This window comes from Paenibacillus sp. sgz302164, from assembly GCF_056120505.1.
This window is the reverse complement of the sequence record NZ_JBVYOL010000019.1, coordinates 103,522-122,752: the sequence shown is the minus strand read 5'-3', so window position 1 is coordinate 122,752 and position 19,231 is coordinate 103,522. Positions and strand designations below refer to the sequence as shown.

Here is a 19,231-nt window from a genome sequence, read left to right as displayed (position 1 = left end):
TAGCAAATGCACCGGAAAGTTTGACAGACAATCGCTGGCGGCGGGGCGACCCGCCGCGAGAGGAAAGTCCGGGCTCCACAGGGCAGGGTGCTGGATAACGTCCAGTCAACGCGAGTTGAAGGATAGTGCCACAGAAACGGACCGCCGATGGCCTCGCCGTCCTATGACGGCAACGGCACAGGCAAGGGTGGAACCGTGGTGTAAGAGACCACGAGGATCTATGGTGACATAGATCCTGGTAAACCCCACTTGGAGCAAGACCTAGAGGGACGCAGGCCGCTCTTGCAGCGGCAGCCTTAGCCCGAGGCGCGTCCGGGTTGGTCGCTTGAGCCGCGCAGCAATGTGCGGCCTAGATAGATGATTGTCGCTTCAATGGTGGCAGGGGAACAGACGCCCGTTACGACCACCGGAAGTACAGAACCCGGCTTACGGCAAACTTTCCAATACTGTCGGTTACCCGCAAGGCTTTGCGCCTTGCGGGTTTTTACTATATGCGTGCCTCTCCCTGCGTAGGTCGTGAAACTTCTGCGTAATTGGACAGGAGCAACTTGGCAGGGAGAAAACCTGCGAATGTGCAGGCTGCCCGAGTAAGTCGCGACACTCTGTGAGGGCTAGGGGAACGAGTGTGACTAACTTGGGGGACAGCCGCTCTAGGCGCACCACTCCCGGTGTAGGCACTGGGCAGAAATCAGCTTGCTAGAGAGAAAACCTGCAAAAGTGCAGGTTTTTCTTCTGAAATCAGCTCATTTTGCCCAAAAACCTGCAAAAGTGCAGGAATTTTCGCTGAAAGTGAGCATGGGTCTATGTGTTTGGTGAAAAACCTGCACTTTTGCAGGAATTGTTCGCGGCCAGCGATTAAGGACGTAAATTCATGTATTTTTGCAGGTTTTCTTCGTGCGGCCAGGCAAATTGTGAGCCATCGCCTCTGACGCAGGGGGGTTCAACAGCCTGACTTTGCAGGCTTTTTCCGCCTCAATAGAGGTTATTTCATTTCGCCGATATCACCAATTGGTTGAACTCTGGAAGTCTGTCCGACGGAGTTACTTTTGTGCATACCGGGTGAATCATGACTGCATATATTGCCGCTTACGCTGCATAATTGCTGTCATTTTGCATGTATATACCTTCTACGTGGTTCATCGGACAGACTCCTAGGGCTTAATAAAAAATTTATACGTGCAGGGGGTGTTATTTTTTGAACCTTTATGGTACTATTAGGAAGTCATTATGACTGACATGACAGTCATTGACTTGGAAGTCATCAAAGAAACGGAGTGTGACGGACATATGCCTTACACAAAAAAAGGGGTTCTCCAGCATCTTCGCGGAAAAGGCGGAGCGATAAAATTGCCGGCCATGCTTGTGGCGGTGGCTTTGGCGCTTTCCGCTTGTTCAAGCGGTTCCGCCCCGTCTGCACCTGCCGCGGCGCAGGCTGCCGAGCAGCTTGTAAAGACGGTCAAAACGATGAAGGCGGCGAAGCAGCCATGGGCCAATCATGTCGAGCAAGTCGCCGACGTGATCCCGTCCTTGCAGTTGGACGTCGTCTTGAAAGTCGACGGGGACGTTATGCAGGTGCTGAAGAAGCGCGGCGAATGGGTGAATAAAGACGATGTCATCCTGGAGCTGGACAAGAAAGACGTTTTGAGGCAAAAGCAAAAGCTTGTCTACAGTAAAAACAGTCTGGAAAGCCAGCTTTCCAAAGCGAAAAAAGATGTGGAAGACAGCAAATTCGAGCTGACGAACAATATTGCTTCCACCAAGGACGCCTTGAACAACTTGGAAAAGGATTACAACACGATCCGCAACAACTATGACACCGGTCAGGCGACCAAAAAAGATAAGGAGCAAATCGAAACCCAGGTCAACAAGCTGCAGCGGGATCTTGAAGTTTTGCAGCGCAAGCTTGATACGCTGGAATCCAGTGATTCTCTGGCGACGATCCAATTCCAGCTTCAGGCCAATGAGGTGGATATGGAGGATGTCGAGCGGAATTTATCTTATTTTGACGTGAAAGCTCCGGCGAGCGGTCTGCTTACCGAAATGCCGATAGAGGAAGGGATGACCTTGCCGCGGGGGCAAAAAGTCGGCGTCATTCAGCAGCAGAAACCGGTCAAGGTGCGTGCGGAGCTGACAGAGGCCAATTTGCAATATGTCCGCGGCAAGCAGGAGCTGACTCTATACATACCTGACGCGCCTTCGAACAAACTGCAAGGAAAAGTCAGCTATCTGGCCAGCACCGCTAACAGCCAGACCAAGACCTACACCCTGGAAGTGGAGGTTGCCAACCAGGACGGATTATTAAAGCCCGGCATGCGCGTGCAGCTGATCGTCGAGGATGGCGCCCAGCAAGAGAGCGTTACAATCCCGGCGTCAAGCGTTTTGCAGCAGGATGGGGAAGCGTACGTATTTGTCGTTGCCGCCACAGGACAAGCGGAAAAACACAAAGTAAGACTCGGCAGAGTCAAGGATTCCGACCAGGAGATTGTTTCCGGGCTCAATGCCGGCGAGCAGGTGATCGTAACCGGCCAGCATCAGGTGCAGGATAAGGAGCAGGTAAAAGCGACAGAATAATGGCTGATATCGGGTGCGGCATCGTATTTTACGCGAGGAGGAACAGATCTATATGAAGGAAAACGAACAGACCAGGCAAAAAATCGTGCAAGCGGCGATTAACATTTTTTTGAAGCTCGGGTACAGCAATACGAAAGTTTCCGATATCGTGAAAGAAGCCGGCGTGGCACAAGGCACTTTTTATTTGTACTTCAAAACGAAAGAGGAGCTTTTCATCATGCTCGTCAAAACGTATACGAAGCAGCTGGAGGACGTCCTCGTTCAATTCCAAAGCACGCAAATCGATAAGGAGTATACAGCCGAAGAAGTTCATCAGCTTTTTTATCAGCTTTTTTACGATCTTCTGATGATTTATTTCGAGAACAAGCTGATCCTCGGGATCGGATGTCACGAAGGCATGAATTTTCCCGAATTGAAAGAAATTATTTTGGGATTCAAGGCGAGTCTGGCGAAAATCATCGTCATGGATTTTTCTCCCGGATCCGAAAATAGCGACCCGGAAATAGAAGAAATGATGGCTTATGCTAGCATCGGGATGTCGATGGAGTTGGCTTATACCTGGTTCAATATACGGAATAGCGGGATCGAGTCCGTCTCCAAGCTGGCCGGTGTTCTTGCCGATATCAGTATGAAAATGTATGAATGCTAACATGCGGGAGCAACCGGAGAAGAGGGTGAGTCTTTGATTACCAAGCTGCTGCAATATCAAAAAATTACGATGCTGTTTTTTATTATGCTTATTTTTGTGGGGGTTGTTAGTTTTTCCACTTTAAACCAGAGAGAGAATCCCGAAATTACCGTTTCGATAGCAACGGTCCAAACGATTTATCCGGGTGCGTCGCCGGAAAAAGTGGAGCAGCTTGTCACAAAGCCGCTTGAAGAAAAAATAAAAGAAATGGAAAACATTCTGAAGCTGAATTCCACTTCGGCGCCCAATGTGTCGCTGATTACCGTGGAATTGAAGCCGGGTGTGAACAACAAGCAAGCCTGGGATACGTTAAGGCAAAAGGTGCAGTCCGCGCAAAGCAAGCTGCCTGCCGAGGCGCACCAGCCCGAGATCGATGACGATTTGGCTAAAACAGCCGCCCAGATCGTTCATCTGGTCGTGGAGCGGCCGGAGGAACTCGAATCACTTCGTTCCATTACGAAAAACTGGAAGGATCAGCTGCGCACCGTGCAGGGGGTCAGCGACGTTGAGATCGTCGGAATTCCCGACAAAGAAGTGAAAGTCATTCTTGACAGCAAAAAGCTTGAAGGCTTTCAGCTTCCTTGGGCGCTTGTCATGCAAGCTTTGCAAAATGCCCATGACCGGACGCCGATCGGCAACGTCAATCAGGATGACCGCCGCGTCTATCTTCAGTTGACCGGGGAGTCGGCTTCGGCAAGCGATATCGGGAATACGATCGTATACCGTTCGGCCGACCAAGGAAACTCCGTTCGAATCAAGGATGTAGCCGAGGTCAAGATGGGAACGAAAAAAGTGGAGGAGCAAGTGTTCCATAACGGTAAGCCTGCGGCCGATATCGTGATTTATGCCGAGAAGGGAATCGATATTCCGACTCTGCAGGACCGCATTGACGCCAAGCTGTCCGACCTGCAGCCCGCACTGCCTTCGCAGGTGAAGATGGAGTCGATGTTTACGCAGAAGGCGAGCGTTACGAAGCTGTTTGCCGATTTGAAGAAAGAGCTGCTGATCGGGATGGCGGCCGTTCTCCTGGTGTGCTCGCTCGGGTTAACCGTAGGCACGGCTCTACTCGTTGCGCTGGCCATACCGATTTCCATCGCGATCGGCTTTATTCCGCTGGGCATGACGTCGATCGACTTGAATCAAATTACGGTCGTATCGCTTGTCATCGTGCTGGGCATTCTCGTCGACGACGCGATTGTTGTCAACGATAATATCGAGCGCAGGCAGATGCTCGGCGATTCGCCGCACACAGCGGCGCTGGAAGGCAGCAAGGACGTAGCAATCTCGATTCTTACGGCTACGCTCGCGACGGCGGCCGCGTTCTTCCCGCTGTTTTTCCTGAAAGGCAACATCGGGGATTTCATTCGTCCGATCCCGGTCGTCATCAGCTTGACATTGGCCGCTTCCATGGCGATGTCGCTGACGATCATTCCGATTTTTCGCAAATGGATCGGGCTGCGGCGCCTTCGTACAAAAGGCGCAGCCACTGCGGCCAAGCATCCGGGGCTCTTGGGCGGCACTTTGCAGCGCTTAAGCGAATTGTATGAAAGGCAGATTCGCCGCCTGCTGAAAAAGCCGGTGCTGACAGCGTCTGTAGCGCTTGTCATCGGCACGGCGAGCTACGGCCTGCTGCCGCTGCTCGGCGTCCAGTATTTTCCGAGTGCGGAGCGGGAAGAGTTTTTGCTCGATGTCAAGATGCCGGTGAGCAGCACTTATGAGCAGACCGCCGACATGATGAAAAATTTGTCCGACTGGGTTCAGCAGCAGGACGGCGTCAGCCTCGTGTCCGCTTATGCCGGACGGACCTCGCCCAAGTTCTATTACTCGGAAACCGTCTCCACAGGCACGAGAACCGGCCAATTGTTCATCAAAATTGACGAAAAACGTGTACATACGAGCGAGCTCGTTACGAAATGGCGTCAACAGCTCAAGCAGTTGTACCCGGACATCGAGATTTTGCCGAGGGAGCTGGAGCAAGGCCCGCCTGTGGGTGCGCCGATCGCGCTGCGCATCAGCGGCCCGGATTTGGCTCAGCTTTCTTCTCTCTCCAAAGATATTCAGACTATTCTGAAGGGAATACCGGGTACGACGAACGTTTCCGATGATGTCGGCGCCGATACGAATACGATCGATTTGCAGCTTGATAAGGATAAGGCGCTGTTCTACGGCGTAACCGAGAAAGATTTGACGGCTACCTCGCGTCTGGCGTCCGAAGGCATTGAGACGACGAAGCTGCAGGTGGACAATGAACAAATCGACGTTACGTTATACAGCGGTTCCGATCAGGCAAGCAGCTTGAAACAGGTTGAGGCGCTGATGATACCGTCGCAAACGGGGCAGCTTTACCCGATCAAAACATTTGTCGGCTTCGAGCCTGATCATATGATTTCTTCGATTCAACATCACAACATGGTAAGAACGATTACGGTGAGATCCTATACGGAAGGGCGTTTGCCGGCCGAAATCCTTACCGATCTGCAGGGGAAAATCAACCAGCTTCAAATGCCGAGCAATTATACGATCGAGTACGGCGGCGAAAACGAGGAGCGCAACGATGCGTTCATTTCCATCGGCAAGCTGTCGATTGTCGTTCTGCTGCTAATTTACATTATCATTGCCATGCAGTTCTATTCTTTATCCATTCCGGTTTTGATCCTGTCAACCGTCTATTTGGCCATGGGCGGCGCATTGATCGGCTTGTTCGTGACCGGCGCGCCGATCGGATTTATGGCACTCATGGGATTCGTCAGCTTGGCGGGCATCGTTGTCCGCAACGGAATCGTGCTTATCGAATTCATTGAGCATGCGCGGCACGAAGGCGTGGAGCTGTACGATGCGATCGCGGAGTCCGGCCGGGCGAGACTGCGGCCCATTCTGCTTACGTCCGCTACCGCTATCGGCGGTTTGCTGCCGATGGCGATCATGGGCGGCAGCTTATGGCGGCCTATGGCCGTGGCGATCATCTCGGGACTCATCTTTTCCACGCTGCTTACACTGATTATCGTTCCGACGATGTATTTGAAGCTGGCCCAGTGGAGAGACAAAAGGAAAAACCGGGCTGCCCGCAGCGCCAATCTGTCAGATAAAAGCCATACCATTCAAATGTAGGGAGGGCGTTCCAGCCATGATGAAGCATGTTAAAAAAATAACCGCCGTACTGGCGCTATCCGTTTCGCTGGCTCTGCTCGGAACGGCCGGCTTGCCCGCCAAAGCCGAGGAAGGGCGGCCGGCTGCCGAGGAGACAGCGGTATCCTACTCGCTAACCGATTCTCTGCGGGTGGAAATCAAGGGAGTATTGAACGAAAAAATCACGGGAGGCGTTCAATTGGGCGCCGTCATCCGCATCATCAATGACAGCGGCGAGATTGTCCGTATTCCCGATCACGAGCTGCGCATACTGGCGACCGAAGGCACGGAATACACGCTTGCTCCGAGCAGCACGAACGCCGGTGCCGTACAGCCGCAATCGAAGGAAGAGCTCACATATATGAAAACGATCGACCGCAAAACGGAGATTCAACCGGACCGCATTTTGCTCGTCGACGTCGACCGGGAAGTGTACCCGAAAAAGGAGACGGTGCTGGCTGAGGCTCCGATCGCTTCGATCAGTTGGAACGGGCGTCTGGCAGAGGTCAAAGACCCTTCCGCGATCAAGAAGTGGGGCGAAGCTTTTCGGATTCCGACACTGGATTCCCCCTTGCTGTATACACCTGTAAACTATACGCGGAGCTATACCGAACTAGGGACGGAGAATGTCATCAAGCTGTTGGTCGATAATCCTTCGGATCGAACGGAAACGATACCTTCCTTCGAGCTGGACGGTAGAAATGCGCAGCAAGTTTATCCGGGCAAAAGAGTGGACGAAGCCGTTCTGACCGTCGGACCGAAGAAAAAACGGTTTATCTACTACGCCATCCCTACGGATATGAGCATGGACACTACCCTCAGCAGCATCAATGTGCTTGCCGTGGAGCAGTTCAACCGGACGGGGCCGCAGGGGCAGTCCGCCGCCGTTCCTTTTTCCATCGGCAAACTGAATATTGCGCTGGGGGATGGCAAGGCAAGCGCGGCACCGGCGCAGACCGCAGCATATAAGCTGAATACGCCGATCGTGTTTGACAGCTGGAACGAGTATATACAGCCCAATTTGGACGTAACGGCAGTGGATTTTCACATAAGCGAGAACACGGGCGATCCGTATAAGACGGCCATGATCAAATTCAAATTGTTCAACCGGGGAGATCGTCCGCTGCCCATACCGGCTTTCCATACCGAGCTTGAGACGAAGGCGAACAAACAGTATTCGGGTGTGAGGCAAAATTCGGATATGAAGCAATTGCCGCCGGGAACCGCGACCGTGTTCAGCTATGCGTTTGTCATGCCGACAACGGAGAAGAGCGAAGCGTTCACGTTAAAGCTGCTTGACGACAAATCGGCCGCTCCGTACAAAACCGCAATCGCAGCGCTTCATGTGCAGGCGTCCGGTGGGGAAGACCGCAGCCAAATGTCTTTTTATCCGTATTCGGTCAAAGTGAACACCTGGTCGCTCATTCCGACTTTATCGCCGACCCCAACGCAATCCATAGCTTACAGCTACAAGCTTGATCTGGATTTGGACGTAAAGCTGGATGAGCAGGTTATAGTGGACAACAGCTTTTCCAAAATGAAGGTGGAGCTTGTCGATGCGCTGGGCAGAACATTGGGGCAAAAGTATTTTGCCCTTACCGGCAAAGAACGGCTGGTGTCAGGGCTGCAAAGGCTCTCTTTCAACGATTTGACGACGGATCAGGTCGAAAATAAATTGACTATCCGCATATATGAAGCTATTGAAACTCCTACCGGAGAAGCCAAAAGGTTCATTGTCGAATTGAAATAACGGCAGGGCGCCGGTATAGGCAAAACGCCATCTTCCGGGGATTGCGAAAAGGCACCCCGCGAACATGGCGTTTTGATTATTCATTTCACGTATTTTTGGCGGATCGATTCCATTGCCCGCCAAAAGTTGTTATGCGGCCAGTCACTTTGGGCGGTTTTGGTCGTTTGGGCGGTGGCGGCTTTTACCGCTCGAACGACGTCGATCAGCCCGAAGCCGAAATATTTATCCCTCCCCGGAGTACCGAGGTCGCGGGCCGTTTTTCTCATCAAATCGTACACTTCCGTATTTTTCAGTGCCGGATTGGCCGACCGGATCAGCGCCGCCAATGCTGTGACGTGAGGGCTGGCCATCGACGTTCCGGACAAGGCGGCATACTGATTGCCCGGGTACGTGCTGGCGATGTTGACGCCGGGCGCCGCGACATCGATATAATCGCCGTAGTTGGAGAAAGGCGCTTTTCTGTTTTTCGAATCGGTCGCGGCTACGGCGAATACTTCCTGATAAGCGGCTGGATACCCGGGCTTTTCAGTATTGTCGTTGCCGCTCGCGGCGATCATAACGACATCTTTATCGAACGCGTACTTGATCGCATCGTGCAGAAATTGCGAATCCGCGTAGTTGCCCAGGCTCAAATTCATTACTTTCGCGCCGTGATCGGCCGCCCAAATAATGCCCTGCGCGACGGAGTAGGTGCTGCCGGCTCCTGACTGATCCAATACTTTTACCGGCATTACGTTGTTGTACCAGGTCATTCCCGCTACACCCATATTGTTGTTGACCAAAGCGGAGATGACGCCCGCCACATGGGTGCCGTGGCCGACATCGTCCTGCGGCGAATCGCTGCCGCTGATGACGTTATAGCCCGGCAGCAGCCGGCCCTTGAGATCGGGATGCTTCAAATCGACGCCCGTGTCCACGACAGCGACAACGATATCTTTGGCGCCGCGGCTGAGCTGCCAGCCCTGCACGGTTTCAACGGACGGCAGATTCCATTGATATTCCCTGTACAAATCGTCGTTAGGCACAAAATCGGCTTTGATCGCCGCCGGTTTGTTCGCGCTCGTTTGTTCCGGATTTTGGAACGGGCCGTATAGTTCATTGGTTAAATATAAAAAATGCGGCTCAGCATAAGCGACATCCCACTTTTGAAAATAACCCATCAACTGCTTCGCTTCCATGCCGCCGGCGTTGAAAATGTACGTATAGCCGACTTTTCGCACGCTATCGGTTCCGATTTCCGCTTTGATTTGAGCAATCTGAGCATCTGTCGGTTCTTTTTTAAAACGGACGACGACCTCATTTTGATGGTAATGGCTCGTGCCCTGGTTGTCTTCCGGATGATTGACGACTTTGTCACGCAGCGTGTCCGTATCGACAGATTCGACTTTCCACCGGTTTTCCGCGGGATACGGCACCAGACGCAAATTTTTCCGCTGATGGTCGGCGACTTGATGGAGGATGTCCTGGTGAATGACGCCGACGACCGAACCGGTGCCGCTCTTGGCTGGAACGCCCAGTACAAAAAACGACTGATGGCCTTGGCCGAACTGCGGCGATTGGTATCGATTGCCTGCGTCGGCAGCAGCTTTGGCCGCTTTCAAATAGGCTCCGGCCTGATCCCGGTAATCCGCTTGAAGATCGCCGATCTTAACGCCGCGCTCCAGCGGCTCGTTTTTCCTTGACCAATACAGCACGTCCATTTTTTCATGGTCCATTTTCATTTGCCGGAACACTTGTTCCGCAGGCTGGCCGCTTTCAATTTGCTGCGCCATCCGGTCGTAATCAAGCGAGCACTGGCTTCGGCACAAATCATCGGTCAGCTTGACGTCCTGCGCCAAAAGCGTTTGCTTGCTGTTCGTTTCATATTTGACGCTGTTTACCTCCGGCCCCGGCTTGGTGCCCTTGTTCGGCCTGTCCGCGAGTATGAAAATGCCTACCCCCAGCACAACAAGAAACGCGCATACATAACGCCACATGAAGGCTTTCCTCCTTAATAATCGTTTGAGTCCGCTTCTTAGGATAGGGTTGTGCTGAGAGGAATGTTTTATGCATCCCTGTCCCATCGAGGTTTTTACATATACCTTTTCGTGCAAGTTTATGGTAGGATAGGAGTAATGCAATTAGAGGAGGTCAAACACGTAATGGCTGTTTTTAATGTGAAAAATGTTTGCGATTCAACCCGTACGAAATTAAAAGAAGCGACTGCCAAAATGGAACTGTTCCTGAATAATCACTCCCTTCAGCAGCTAAATGTGGAAAACGATCCGGCCATGGATGAATTTTACCGCGGTTATTTGCAGGACACCCGCCACCTGCTTGTATTTTGCGAAGTCGCTTACGAAAAGCTGGGCGTATGCTTGCGCCGTCCGACATTCAATGTTGATTTTTCGGAGAAAGTACTCTACGAAGTGTATCATACATGCGTAAATACATTTTTCTATCCCAAAAACGAGTGCTATTCCGAAGATGGCCGTTACGCTTATACGGGCCAGGATGCAATTCGTTTCCGCAAAAAGCCTGCCCGCGAAGTGCGCGATCTGACGATCGAGCTGTCCAAGGTGTTCGAGGAGCTTCGGGAAGATTTGTCCTATTATGAAACGGACTACATCACCCAGCGCCGCATGCAAGGCGAAAAAGTATAATCGTTTGCAGTTGGAAAATACTAACCGGAGATGCGACTTTCGTGCGCATCTTTTTTCGTTTAAAAGAGGGAGCGTATGCCTATGAATCGCGAGCAACTTATCCAGTCCAGCATCACGGTCATCAAGCTGAATCAGCATCCCCGCGGAGGCTACGCGGCATCGCCGCTTTTTTCGCATTATGCGTACAGTTGGCTCCGGGACGGTTCTTTTATCGCCTATTCGATGGATCTCAGGGGCGAGAGCGAAAGCGCGGAGCAGTTCTACAGGTGGGTGCACGCCGTTCTGAAGGATAAACGGGACAAAGTGGATCAATTGATTCGCAAGCACGAGCAAAAAATTTGGATCGACCGCAGCGAGTTTTTGGGCACCCGGTATCATTTGGACGGCAGAGACGACGATTCGGAGTGGGGACATTTTCAACTGGACGGCTACGGCACCTGGCTTTGGGGGCTTGCGGAACATGTGCGTATAAGCGGAAACCGCCGATTGCTTGAGGAGCTTCGGGCGAGCATAGAAATTACCGTCGATTACTTAATGACGTTTTGGCATTATCCCAACTTCGATTGCTGGGAGGAGTTCCCGGATTACGTGCATCCGTCGACGCTGGCTTGCGTCTATGGCGGACTGCGGGCTTTAGGGGAGCTCGAGGACAGGCCTGCGCTGATCGAGAAAGCGGCGTTCATCCGCCAATTTCTGGTTGACCATGCGGTCATGGACGGCCGATTTGTTAAATCTATTCAATGCATAGACGAAGTTTGGCAGCCCGTTCAGCCGGAGGTCGATGCCAGTCTGCTGTGGCTGGCCGTGCCTTTCGGCGTCTTCGCCCCGGACGATCCCCGCATGGCGAACACCGTTCAGACGATTGAACGCCAGCTCAAGCACGGAGGCATCCAGCGGTATGAGGCGGATACGTACTATGGGGGCGGGGAATGGATTTTGCTGACGGCTTGGTACGGTTTGGTTAAAGCAGAGCTTGGCGACCGGGACGAGGCGCAGCGCTGCCTGGACTGGATCGCAGCGAAGGCGGATGCGCTCGGCAGGCTTCCCGAACAGGTGCCGGATGCGCTGCGCAGCCCGGACAAGTATGAGGAATGGCTCCAAAAATGGGGAGAGCCGGCTCTGCCGCTGCTGTGGTCGCACGCGATGTTTCTGGTGCTATCTGACAAGCTCCCGTAAGCATAGATCCCCCTTGCAGCGGGCAAATTGTTACTGGGGGTGATCATAATGCCGGATGTAAAATGTTCAGTTGCCAATTGCGAATATTGGGCGCAAGGAAACAACTGCAATGCTAACACGATTATGATTGATGTGGATCAGCATGCGAAGGCTGATTACAACGCCGAGTTTGCCGGGGAAGCCTTTGGCCAAGGCCACAAGGACACTGCGGCGAATGTGGCCAACACATGCTGCCATACGTTTACAGCGAAGAAAAGCCGTTGATGCTCTAAAATAAGCGGAGGCTGACATGACAACTGAAGATAACCGTTATCCGGATCCGGCAGCCAAGGCGCGCTTTCAGCAGGAACAGCTGAGAATGGAGGGCGGACTGGACAGCGGCAATGAGGAATACGCCGCTGAGATCGCACCGCATCCGCAGGCGAGAAGCATTCCGTATGCCGGTCCTTCCGGCAAGCCGGAGGATCAGGTGCAGCAGCCCGTTCAATCCGAGGCCGGAGAAGATGAGGAAGTCCAAGAAATGGTCGAAGCGGTTACCCGCAGCAAGGCTCTAGGCTATACCGCACTTTTGATTTCCATCGTTTCCTTATTTCTATGGCCTGTCGTGCTCGGCTTTGTCGGAGCCGCTTTGGGTGTTTTCGCCTTTTTCCGCGGCACGAAAGCGCTCGGTACTTGGTCGATTGTTTTAGGATTGGTTGCTATTGCCGCCTATTTTTTGCTGGTTCCTTTTTATTCGTAAAACGCGACAGAGTGCCGAGATGTTCTCGGCACTCTGTCGCGTTTGTGGGCGATTAGGCTTTCGTAGCGCAAGTGAAAGGCTTCTCCCTCAAACCCATGCCTCTTGCACGCCACCGTGCGCAGCTCCTGGCGCGGTGTGTTGCGCTGCATTGACGGCGGTCGGTCGAGCAACATGTTGCAGTTCTGATGTGGGGGCCCGAAAGGCAGCTTGGCAGGGAGAAAGCCTGCGAAAGTGCAGGTTTTTTTTGAGGAAATGGTTCATTTGGGGGAAAAGCCTGCGATTATGCAGGAATTTTCCGTGAAAATGAATCTGAGCCTATGTTCGCAGCGAAAAGCCTGCACAATTGCAGGAATATTCGTTTTCAGCGTATTAGCCATGCAAAAAACTGTATTTTTGCAGGTTTTCTTCACGCAACCAGGTAGATTGTGCAACCTGCCCTGGCATGTGGGTTTCCGGGCAGCGTGATATTTGCAGGAATGATTCGTTGCAAACGCATCAACGAGGAAAAAGCTGCTGCACGAGCTCGGGCCCATTTTACTCTTTTTCGCACCGTACCCAGTTCCCAGCGCGCGATGTTGCGCTGCATGATGGCGGTTGGTCAACCACATGAATTTTTTGCATGCTGCCAACGATTCGCTTAAGCCCTGCCGCGAGCGCAGGTTTTCGATGATGACAAGCCGAATTCGGCTTGTTGTTTATTTTTTTTCGAAAAAAACGTGTATTTCCGACTGAAAAAACGTTTATCGGGGGATCAGCTACTTCCTGACGATCAAATTAATAGGTATGCTCCCGAATGCTCGTACTTTTTGGCATCAGGAGTCATAAACGAACCTTTGATTGATTAGAGTATTATTATATAATGAAAAGTAATATTTCAAATTGACTTCAAAAGGGAGGTGCACCTATTCTTCTCGACTGCATCAAGAGGAGATAGGTAAGGTATTGGAAGATCCTTTACCGGCAACGTTACTTAGTTTTGCATTAATGATTTTTTTGGTTTTATTGAATGGTTTTTTTGTAGCGGCGGAGTTTGCAATGGTTAAAGTAAGGGGCAGCCGGATCGAATCGCTCGCTGAAGACGGGAACCGGAATGCCAAATTTGCCAGAGGAATTATTAATAATCTTGACGCGTACTTGTCGGCTTGTCAGCTCGGAATTACATTGACTTCGCTCGGACTCGGTTATGTCGGTGAACCGACATTTGCCAAAATATTGGAGCCGCTGCTGAGCCCGCTTAATTTGCCGGATTCGGTTTTCCACACGATTACATTTGTCATAGCTTTCTCGCTCATGACTACGCTGCATATTACGCTTGGCGAGCAATTCCCGAAAACGTATGCCATCCGGAAAGCGGAAGACGTGACTTTGCTGGCCTCCGGGCCGATGATCGTGTTTTACAAATTGATGTATCCTTTCATTTGGATGCTGAACGGAATTTCCAACTGGATGCTGCGCCGCGCCGGCATTGAACCGACGACCGAACACGAATCGGCGCACACTGAGGAAGAAATCCGCGTATTGATGAAAGAGAGCCACAAAAACGGACTCATCGATAATACAGAGCTTACGCTTGTTGACAATATATTTGAATTCGCTGAAACTACGGCCAAAGAAATTATGATTCCGCGAACGGAAATGGAGTGCTTGTACGCAGGCTTGTCATTTTCGGAAAATTTGGCGGTAGCCATCAAAGAGATGCGGACCCGTTATCCGGTATGCGATCCCGACAAAGACAACATTATCGGCTTCGTGCACATCAAGGATTTGCTGAAGCCTGACGCGAATTTGAAAGGAATTAAAAAAATTATTCGTCCGATCACAACCGTGCCGGATTCCATCCAAATCAGCGATCTGCTTAAAATGATGCAAAAGCGGAAAAGTCAAATGGCGCTGCTGATCGACGAATACGGCGGTACATCCGGGCTTGTGACGCTTGAGGATATTATGGAGGAAATCGTCGGCGAAATCCAAGACGAGTTCGATGAGGAACGCGCGTCGATCGAAGTCAAGGATGAGCAGACGTTCTCCATCGACGGGCTTTTGCTGATTGATGAAGTGAACGACTATTTCGGCGTTGAAATCGAATCCGACGACTACGATACGATCGGCGGCTGGATTTATTCGCAGATCGAAATTCCGCCGAGCAAAAATCAGCAGGTTGTTTACAACGACGAGTTGCTTTTCATTGTCGAGGAAATCGATCATTTGCGCATTTCCAGAGTGACGGTGCGAAAAATAACGATGCAGGATGAACTGCTGCAGCAAAACATTTCATGATAGAAATAAGGAAATAAGGAATAGCCCGCGGGCTGTTCTTTTTTTTGCATCCGAAAAAAAGGATAGTCGTTAGGGAACAAAACGTGTACAATGGGAATAGCAATGTATGGAAATGAGGGTTATGATGAACAGCATTGATCCCAGAGTAATGAAGGAACTGCTTCAGCTGCAAATGCTGAACAAAATGGCGCTGATTTCAGGCGATTCCAGTACATCCGCCGCCGACGATTCCTCCGATTTTGGCGCATTGCTGGAAACGATTATGGGACAAGCCCCGGGCGCGCAAGCCATGCAGCCGTTATCGGCATGGGCAGGCAATCAGGCAGGGGCGATGAACGGTGTCCCCGCTTCGTTAAGCGCTTTGGCGAAATCGTATTATCCGCCGCGTATATCGGAATCCGGGCATGTATCCCAATCCCAGTTCGACGAGCTCATTCAGGAAGCAAGCAGCCGCTACGGCGTAGATCCGGCGCTTGTAAAAGGCGTTATCCAGCAGGAATCCGCCTTCAACCACCGGGCCGTATCTTCGGCAGGGGCTAAGGGACTGATGCAGCTGATGGACGGAACCGGAAGCGAGTACGGTGTGACGAATGCATTCGATCCAAGGCAAAACGTCGATGCAGGCACCCGTTTCCTGCGCGATTTGTTGAACAAATACAAAGGCAACGAAGGCGTTGCTTTGGCCGCCTACAATGCCGGGCCTGGCCGGGTAGACCGGGTCGGGATCCGTTCGGATCTGGATCTGGCGGACAAGCTGCATTTGCTGCCTATGGAAACACAGGCTTACGTGGGCAAAGTGCTCGGTTACAAGAAAAGCTATTCGCAGTAAATACATATGGTCAAAAAGGCCGATGCCCGCTTCTGGCGCGGGGGTCGGCCTTTTTGCCGTTTCCGTTTGAGGAGACGGCCGAACGCGAAGCGTACTTGAGTTATAAAGCAATTTAAGCTTTAATGATAAAGGAATGTCAATGCTCAGCAGGAAAGGGAATTATCATCTATGTTTTATCTCGATTATGCGGCCACAACGCCGCCATATGAAGAAGTCATCGCCGCCGTAACCGAAGTGATGAGCCGGTACTACGGGAATCCTTCGTCGATCCACGGGCTCGGCTTTCAGGCGGACAAACTTTTGCAAGAGTCGAAAGAAGTCATCGCCGCCGCGATCGGCGTTTCATCCGGTGAAATCATTTGCACATCGTGCGGCACGGAAAGCAACAATCTGGCTATAAAAGGGACCGCCTACCAGTATCGGCAGCGAGGAAACCATCTCATTACGACGCAAATCGAGCATCCGTCGGTCAGGGAAGCATTTCGCCAACTGGAGGAAAGCGGCTTCCGCGTCACCTATTTGCCTGTCGACGCCGCAGGCACGGTCAGTCTGGAGGCGCTGCGGGAAGCCGTGTGCGACGAGACGATTTTGGTCAGCGTCATGCATGTGAATAACGAAATCGGCACGATTCAGCCTATTGCGGAAATCGGGAAATACCTCGCCGGCTTCCCGAAAATCGTATTCCATGTCGATGCCGTGCAGGGCATCGCCAAGCTCCCGTTCAAGCCGCGCGAACTGGGCGTGGACCTTTGCAGCGCATCCGCGCACAAATTCAGAGGCCCCAAAGGCGCGGGCTTTCTTTACTGCAGGGAAGGGCTGAAACTGCAGCCCTTGCTTGCCGGCGGAGGCCAGGAGCGCGGCTTCCGCTCCGGCACCGAGAACGTTCCGCTGATCGTCGGCATGGCGAAAGCGCTCAGGCTATCGATGGAACGCCTGGAGCAAAAAACAGCGCATTGCTATGAGCTGAGAAGCCGCATCGCCGGCGCAATTGCAGCGATTCCCGAGCTTACACTCAGCGGCTCCGCCGATCCCGAAGCGATGGCTCCGCACATCGTTCATTTTGCTTTTCCAGGCATGAAAGCGGAGGTCGTGGTGCATGCTTTGGAACAAAGGCGCATTTACATATCGACGAAATCGGCGTGCGCTTCAGGGCAGGAGGAACCGAGCCAGGTGATGCTGGCGACCGGCTGCGGCAGAGAGAAGGCGCTCAGCGGCCTCAGAATTAGCTACGGCGCGGAATTGACGGCAGCTGAGGCCGACCGCTTTATTGCCGAGCTGCAGGCTGTCGTCAAGCAGTTGACGCCGACGATCAAGCGGCGGGTTTCCGGAAGGGGGAGACGATAGTGAAACCGGATTGCATGATTTTACGGCTCGGAGAACTTACGCTCAAGGGACGCAACCGTAAAAAATTCGAAAAAAGTGTTTTACAGCAAATACGCAAAGTTTTGGCCGATTTTTCCAATTTGAGGTATATTCCCGAGTATGGGCGCGTATATGTGGAGCTAGGAGAAGCATCCTATCAAGAGGCGGCCGTCCGGCTTCAACGTGTTTTCGGACTAGCCTCGTTCAGTCCGGCTTATCACGCTCCGCTGGAGCTGGAGGCGATTCAGGAGCTGGCGCTGAAAATGATGAAGGCGCTGCCCGTGCAGCCGGCTACTTTTAAAGTCAGCGTGCGCAGAGTGAACAAAGCGTTCCCTTACGATTCGCAGCGGATGAACTATTTGGTGGGCGGCTATGTGCTTCAAGCTTGTCCCGGGTTAAAAGTCGACGTGCATCATCCGGAAACGGAGCTGCGGATCGAGCTGCGCGAAGAACAGGCGCTGCTGTACGCAGAAGTTACGGAAGGCGCCGGCGGATTTCCGTTAGGCACGAGCGGCAGGGCACTGCTTCTTCTGTCCGGCGGCATCGACAGCCCCGTAGCAGGCTGGCTCGCGATGCGCAAAGGACTGGACATCGAAGCGATCCATTTTCACAGCTATCCGTACACAAGCGAACGGGCCAAAGAGAAAGTTATTGAGCTTGCGCGGCAGTTGTCCGGCTACACAAATTCCATCAAGCTTCATCTCGTGCCGTTCACCGAAGTTCAAACTTCCATTCACGGCGCATACCGCGACAATTTGCTGGTCACCTTGATCCGCCGCGCGATGTACCGGATTGCCGAGCAAATTGCGGAAAGGGAAGGAATCGCCGCGCTGGTGACGGGCGAGAGCCTTGGCCAGGTCGCCAGCCAGACGCTGCCGAGCCTGAATGCCATCGGGCGCGTAGTAACGCTGCCGATTTTGCAGCCTGTCATGATGATGGACAAGAAGGAAATTATCCGAATCGCCGAAGCGATCGGCACGTTTCCCATCTCGATACTGCCATACGAGGATTGCTGCAGTTTGTTTTTGCCGCCTTCGCCGAGCACGAATCCGAACGTTCGGATCGTGGAAAAGATCGAGGGCGCCATGGAATTTTTGCCGGCATTGATCGAACAAGCCGTTCGGGAAACGGAAACGGTCAACATCGTTCACGATCGAAAAACCGGTTCCGGGCACCATTTGTTCTAGCCCGAACAGATCGCTGCCAGCCGGGGGCTTGCCAAAAGATAAGGGGCGGAGGTAATGAATCGTGTGGGATCAGCTTTGGTTGTTTTTGCAAATTATGCTCATCAATATCGTGTTGAGCGGGGATAATGCAGTCGTCATCGCATTAGCGAGCAAAAATCTTCCGCTCAGGCAGCGCAAGCAGGCGATCTGGTGGGGAGCGTTCGGCGCGATCGGTCTGCGGCTGATCCTGACGCTGATTGCCGTCAGCGTTTTGAACATCCCGTACATTCAAGCGGGCGGTTCGATTTTGCTGCTGTGGATCGCCATCAAACTGCTCACGGACGATGACAGCCACGCCAATATCAAGGAAGCTTCCACACTCGGCAAAGCGGTCTGGACGATCATCGTCGCCGATTTCGTTATGAGCCTGGACAATGTGCTGGCGATCGCCGCCAAAGGACAGGGTAATATGACCGTGATCATACTCGGCATCGGCCTGAGCATCCCGATCATCATTTGGGGGAGCAGCCTGGTTATGAATTTGCTGCACAAATACCCGATTCTCGTTTATATCGGGGCGGGGGTTCTCGGTTATACAGCCGGGGAAATGTTCGTCAAGGACCCCAAAATGATCGATCTGGTGCTGTATCACTATGAATACTTGCACACCGTGATTCCGATCGCCACCACGATCGTCGTCATTGGGGCGGGGCTCGTCGTCAAATGGACCCGCTCGCTGCAAACGGCAAGCAAATAACAATCTCAACCGCCCGGCTGACCCATTCTATGGAAGCAGGGCGGTTCTTTTTAACTCTCAGCACCAAGTCTGTCACATAAATATTACGATTTCCCAGGCCTTTTTGAAACTTTTTGGTAATGATCTCGTCTCTAATGGTATATGCGTG

14 protein-coding genes and 1 other RNA gene are annotated in these 19,231 nt (G+C 52.4%); 14 read left to right on the top strand and 1 reads right to left on the bottom strand.

Translation table 11 applies throughout. The features are described from left to right. The first annotated feature begins 15 nt into the window (after positions 1 to 15). From rnpB to AC0LWT_RS27510, 5 genes are all read left to right on the top strand, one after another. Positions 16 to 444: RNase P RNA component class A (gene rnpB / locus AC0LWT_RS27530), an RNA gene on the top strand. A 783-nt stretch (positions 445 to 1,227) separates the two neighbouring features. Further along, positions 1,228 to 2,571, top strand: a complete 1,344-nt coding sequence (locus AC0LWT_RS27525; RefSeq protein WP_474684487.1) for an efflux RND transporter periplasmic adaptor subunit — start codon at positions 1,228 to 1,230, stop codon at positions 2,569 to 2,571. Positions 2,572 to 2,623: 52 nt separating this feature from the next. Beyond that, entirely contained in the window at positions 2,624 to 3,220 is a 597-nt protein-coding gene (locus AC0LWT_RS27520; RefSeq protein ID WP_474684486.1) for a TetR/AcrR family transcriptional regulator, read from the top strand. Positions 3,221 to 3,253: 33 nt separating this feature from the next. Beyond that, entirely contained in the window at positions 3,254 to 6,367 is a 3,114-nt protein-coding gene (locus AC0LWT_RS27515; RefSeq protein ID WP_474684485.1) for an efflux RND transporter permease subunit, read from the top strand. Between the two features lie 16 nt (positions 6,368 to 6,383). Further along, entirely contained in the window at positions 6,384 to 8,135 is a 1,752-nt protein-coding gene (locus AC0LWT_RS27510; RefSeq protein WP_474684484.1) for a hypothetical protein, read from the top strand. A gap of 80 nt (positions 8,136 to 8,215) precedes the next feature. On the opposite strand, the gene AC0LWT_RS27505 is transcribed toward AC0LWT_RS27510, so the two are convergent. Further along, positions 8,216 to 10,111 carry a S8 family peptidase gene (locus AC0LWT_RS27505; protein ID WP_474684483.1) on the bottom strand — a complete coding sequence of 632 codons (1,896 nt, stop codon included), beginning with the start codon at positions 10,109 to 10,111 and terminating at the stop codon, positions 8,216 to 8,218. Between the two features lie 165 nt (positions 10,112 to 10,276). Between AC0LWT_RS27505 and AC0LWT_RS27500 the strand changes: the two genes are divergently transcribed. The 9 genes from AC0LWT_RS27500 (at position 10,277) to AC0LWT_RS27460 (ending at position 19,083) form a co-directional block, all read left to right on the top strand. After that, positions 10,277 to 10,777: a YpuI family protein gene (locus AC0LWT_RS27500; RefSeq protein ID WP_474684482.1), complete on the top strand. Its 501-nt coding sequence runs from the start codon at positions 10,277 to 10,279 to the stop codon at positions 10,775 to 10,777. 81 nt (positions 10,778 to 10,858) lie between these two features. Then, the gene (locus AC0LWT_RS27495; protein ID WP_474684481.1) at positions 10,859 to 11,953 is read left to right on the top strand and encodes a glycoside hydrolase family 15 protein; all 1,095 of its coding nucleotides are present in this window, start codon (positions 10,859 to 10,861) and stop codon (positions 11,951 to 11,953) included. 48 nt (positions 11,954 to 12,001) lie between these two features. Continuing rightward, positions 12,002 to 12,217: a DUF1540 domain-containing protein gene (locus AC0LWT_RS27490; protein ID WP_474684480.1), complete on the top strand. Its 216-nt coding sequence runs from the start codon at positions 12,002 to 12,004 to the stop codon at positions 12,215 to 12,217. Between the two features lie 25 nt (positions 12,218 to 12,242). Further along, the gene (locus AC0LWT_RS27485) at positions 12,243 to 12,692 is read left to right on the top strand and encodes a hypothetical protein (RefSeq protein ID WP_474684479.1); all 450 of its coding nucleotides are present in this window, start codon (positions 12,243 to 12,245) and stop codon (positions 12,690 to 12,692) included. 984 nt (positions 12,693 to 13,676) lie between these two features. Further along, a complete protein-coding gene (locus AC0LWT_RS27480) occupies positions 13,677 to 14,969 on the top strand; it encodes a hemolysin family protein (RefSeq protein ID WP_474684517.1) in 1,293 nt (430 codons plus the stop codon). 106 nt (positions 14,970 to 15,075) lie between these two features. Beyond that, positions 15,076 to 15,798 (top strand): lytic transglycosylase domain-containing protein, encoded by a 723-nt coding sequence (locus AC0LWT_RS27475; protein ID WP_474684478.1) that lies wholly within the window; start codon positions 15,076 to 15,078, stop codon positions 15,796 to 15,798. Positions 15,799 to 15,966: 168 nt separating this feature from the next. Beyond that, positions 15,967 to 17,142, top strand: coding sequence for a cysteine desulfurase family protein (locus tag AC0LWT_RS27470; RefSeq protein ID WP_474684477.1), 1,176 nt, complete (start codon positions 15,967 to 15,969; stop codon positions 17,140 to 17,142). Beyond that, positions 17,142 to 18,347, top strand: coding sequence for a tRNA uracil 4-sulfurtransferase ThiI (thiI, locus tag AC0LWT_RS27465; protein ID WP_474684476.1), 1,206 nt, complete (start codon positions 17,142 to 17,144; stop codon positions 18,345 to 18,347). The genes AC0LWT_RS27470 and thiI overlap by 1 nt, the downstream gene beginning before the upstream one ends. A 61-nt stretch (positions 18,348 to 18,408) precedes the next feature. After that, positions 18,409 to 19,083 carry a TerC family protein gene (locus AC0LWT_RS27460; RefSeq protein WP_474684475.1) on the top strand — a complete coding sequence of 225 codons (675 nt, stop codon included), beginning with the start codon at positions 18,409 to 18,411 and terminating at the stop codon, positions 19,081 to 19,083. Positions 19,084 to 19,231 lie beyond the last annotated feature (148 nt).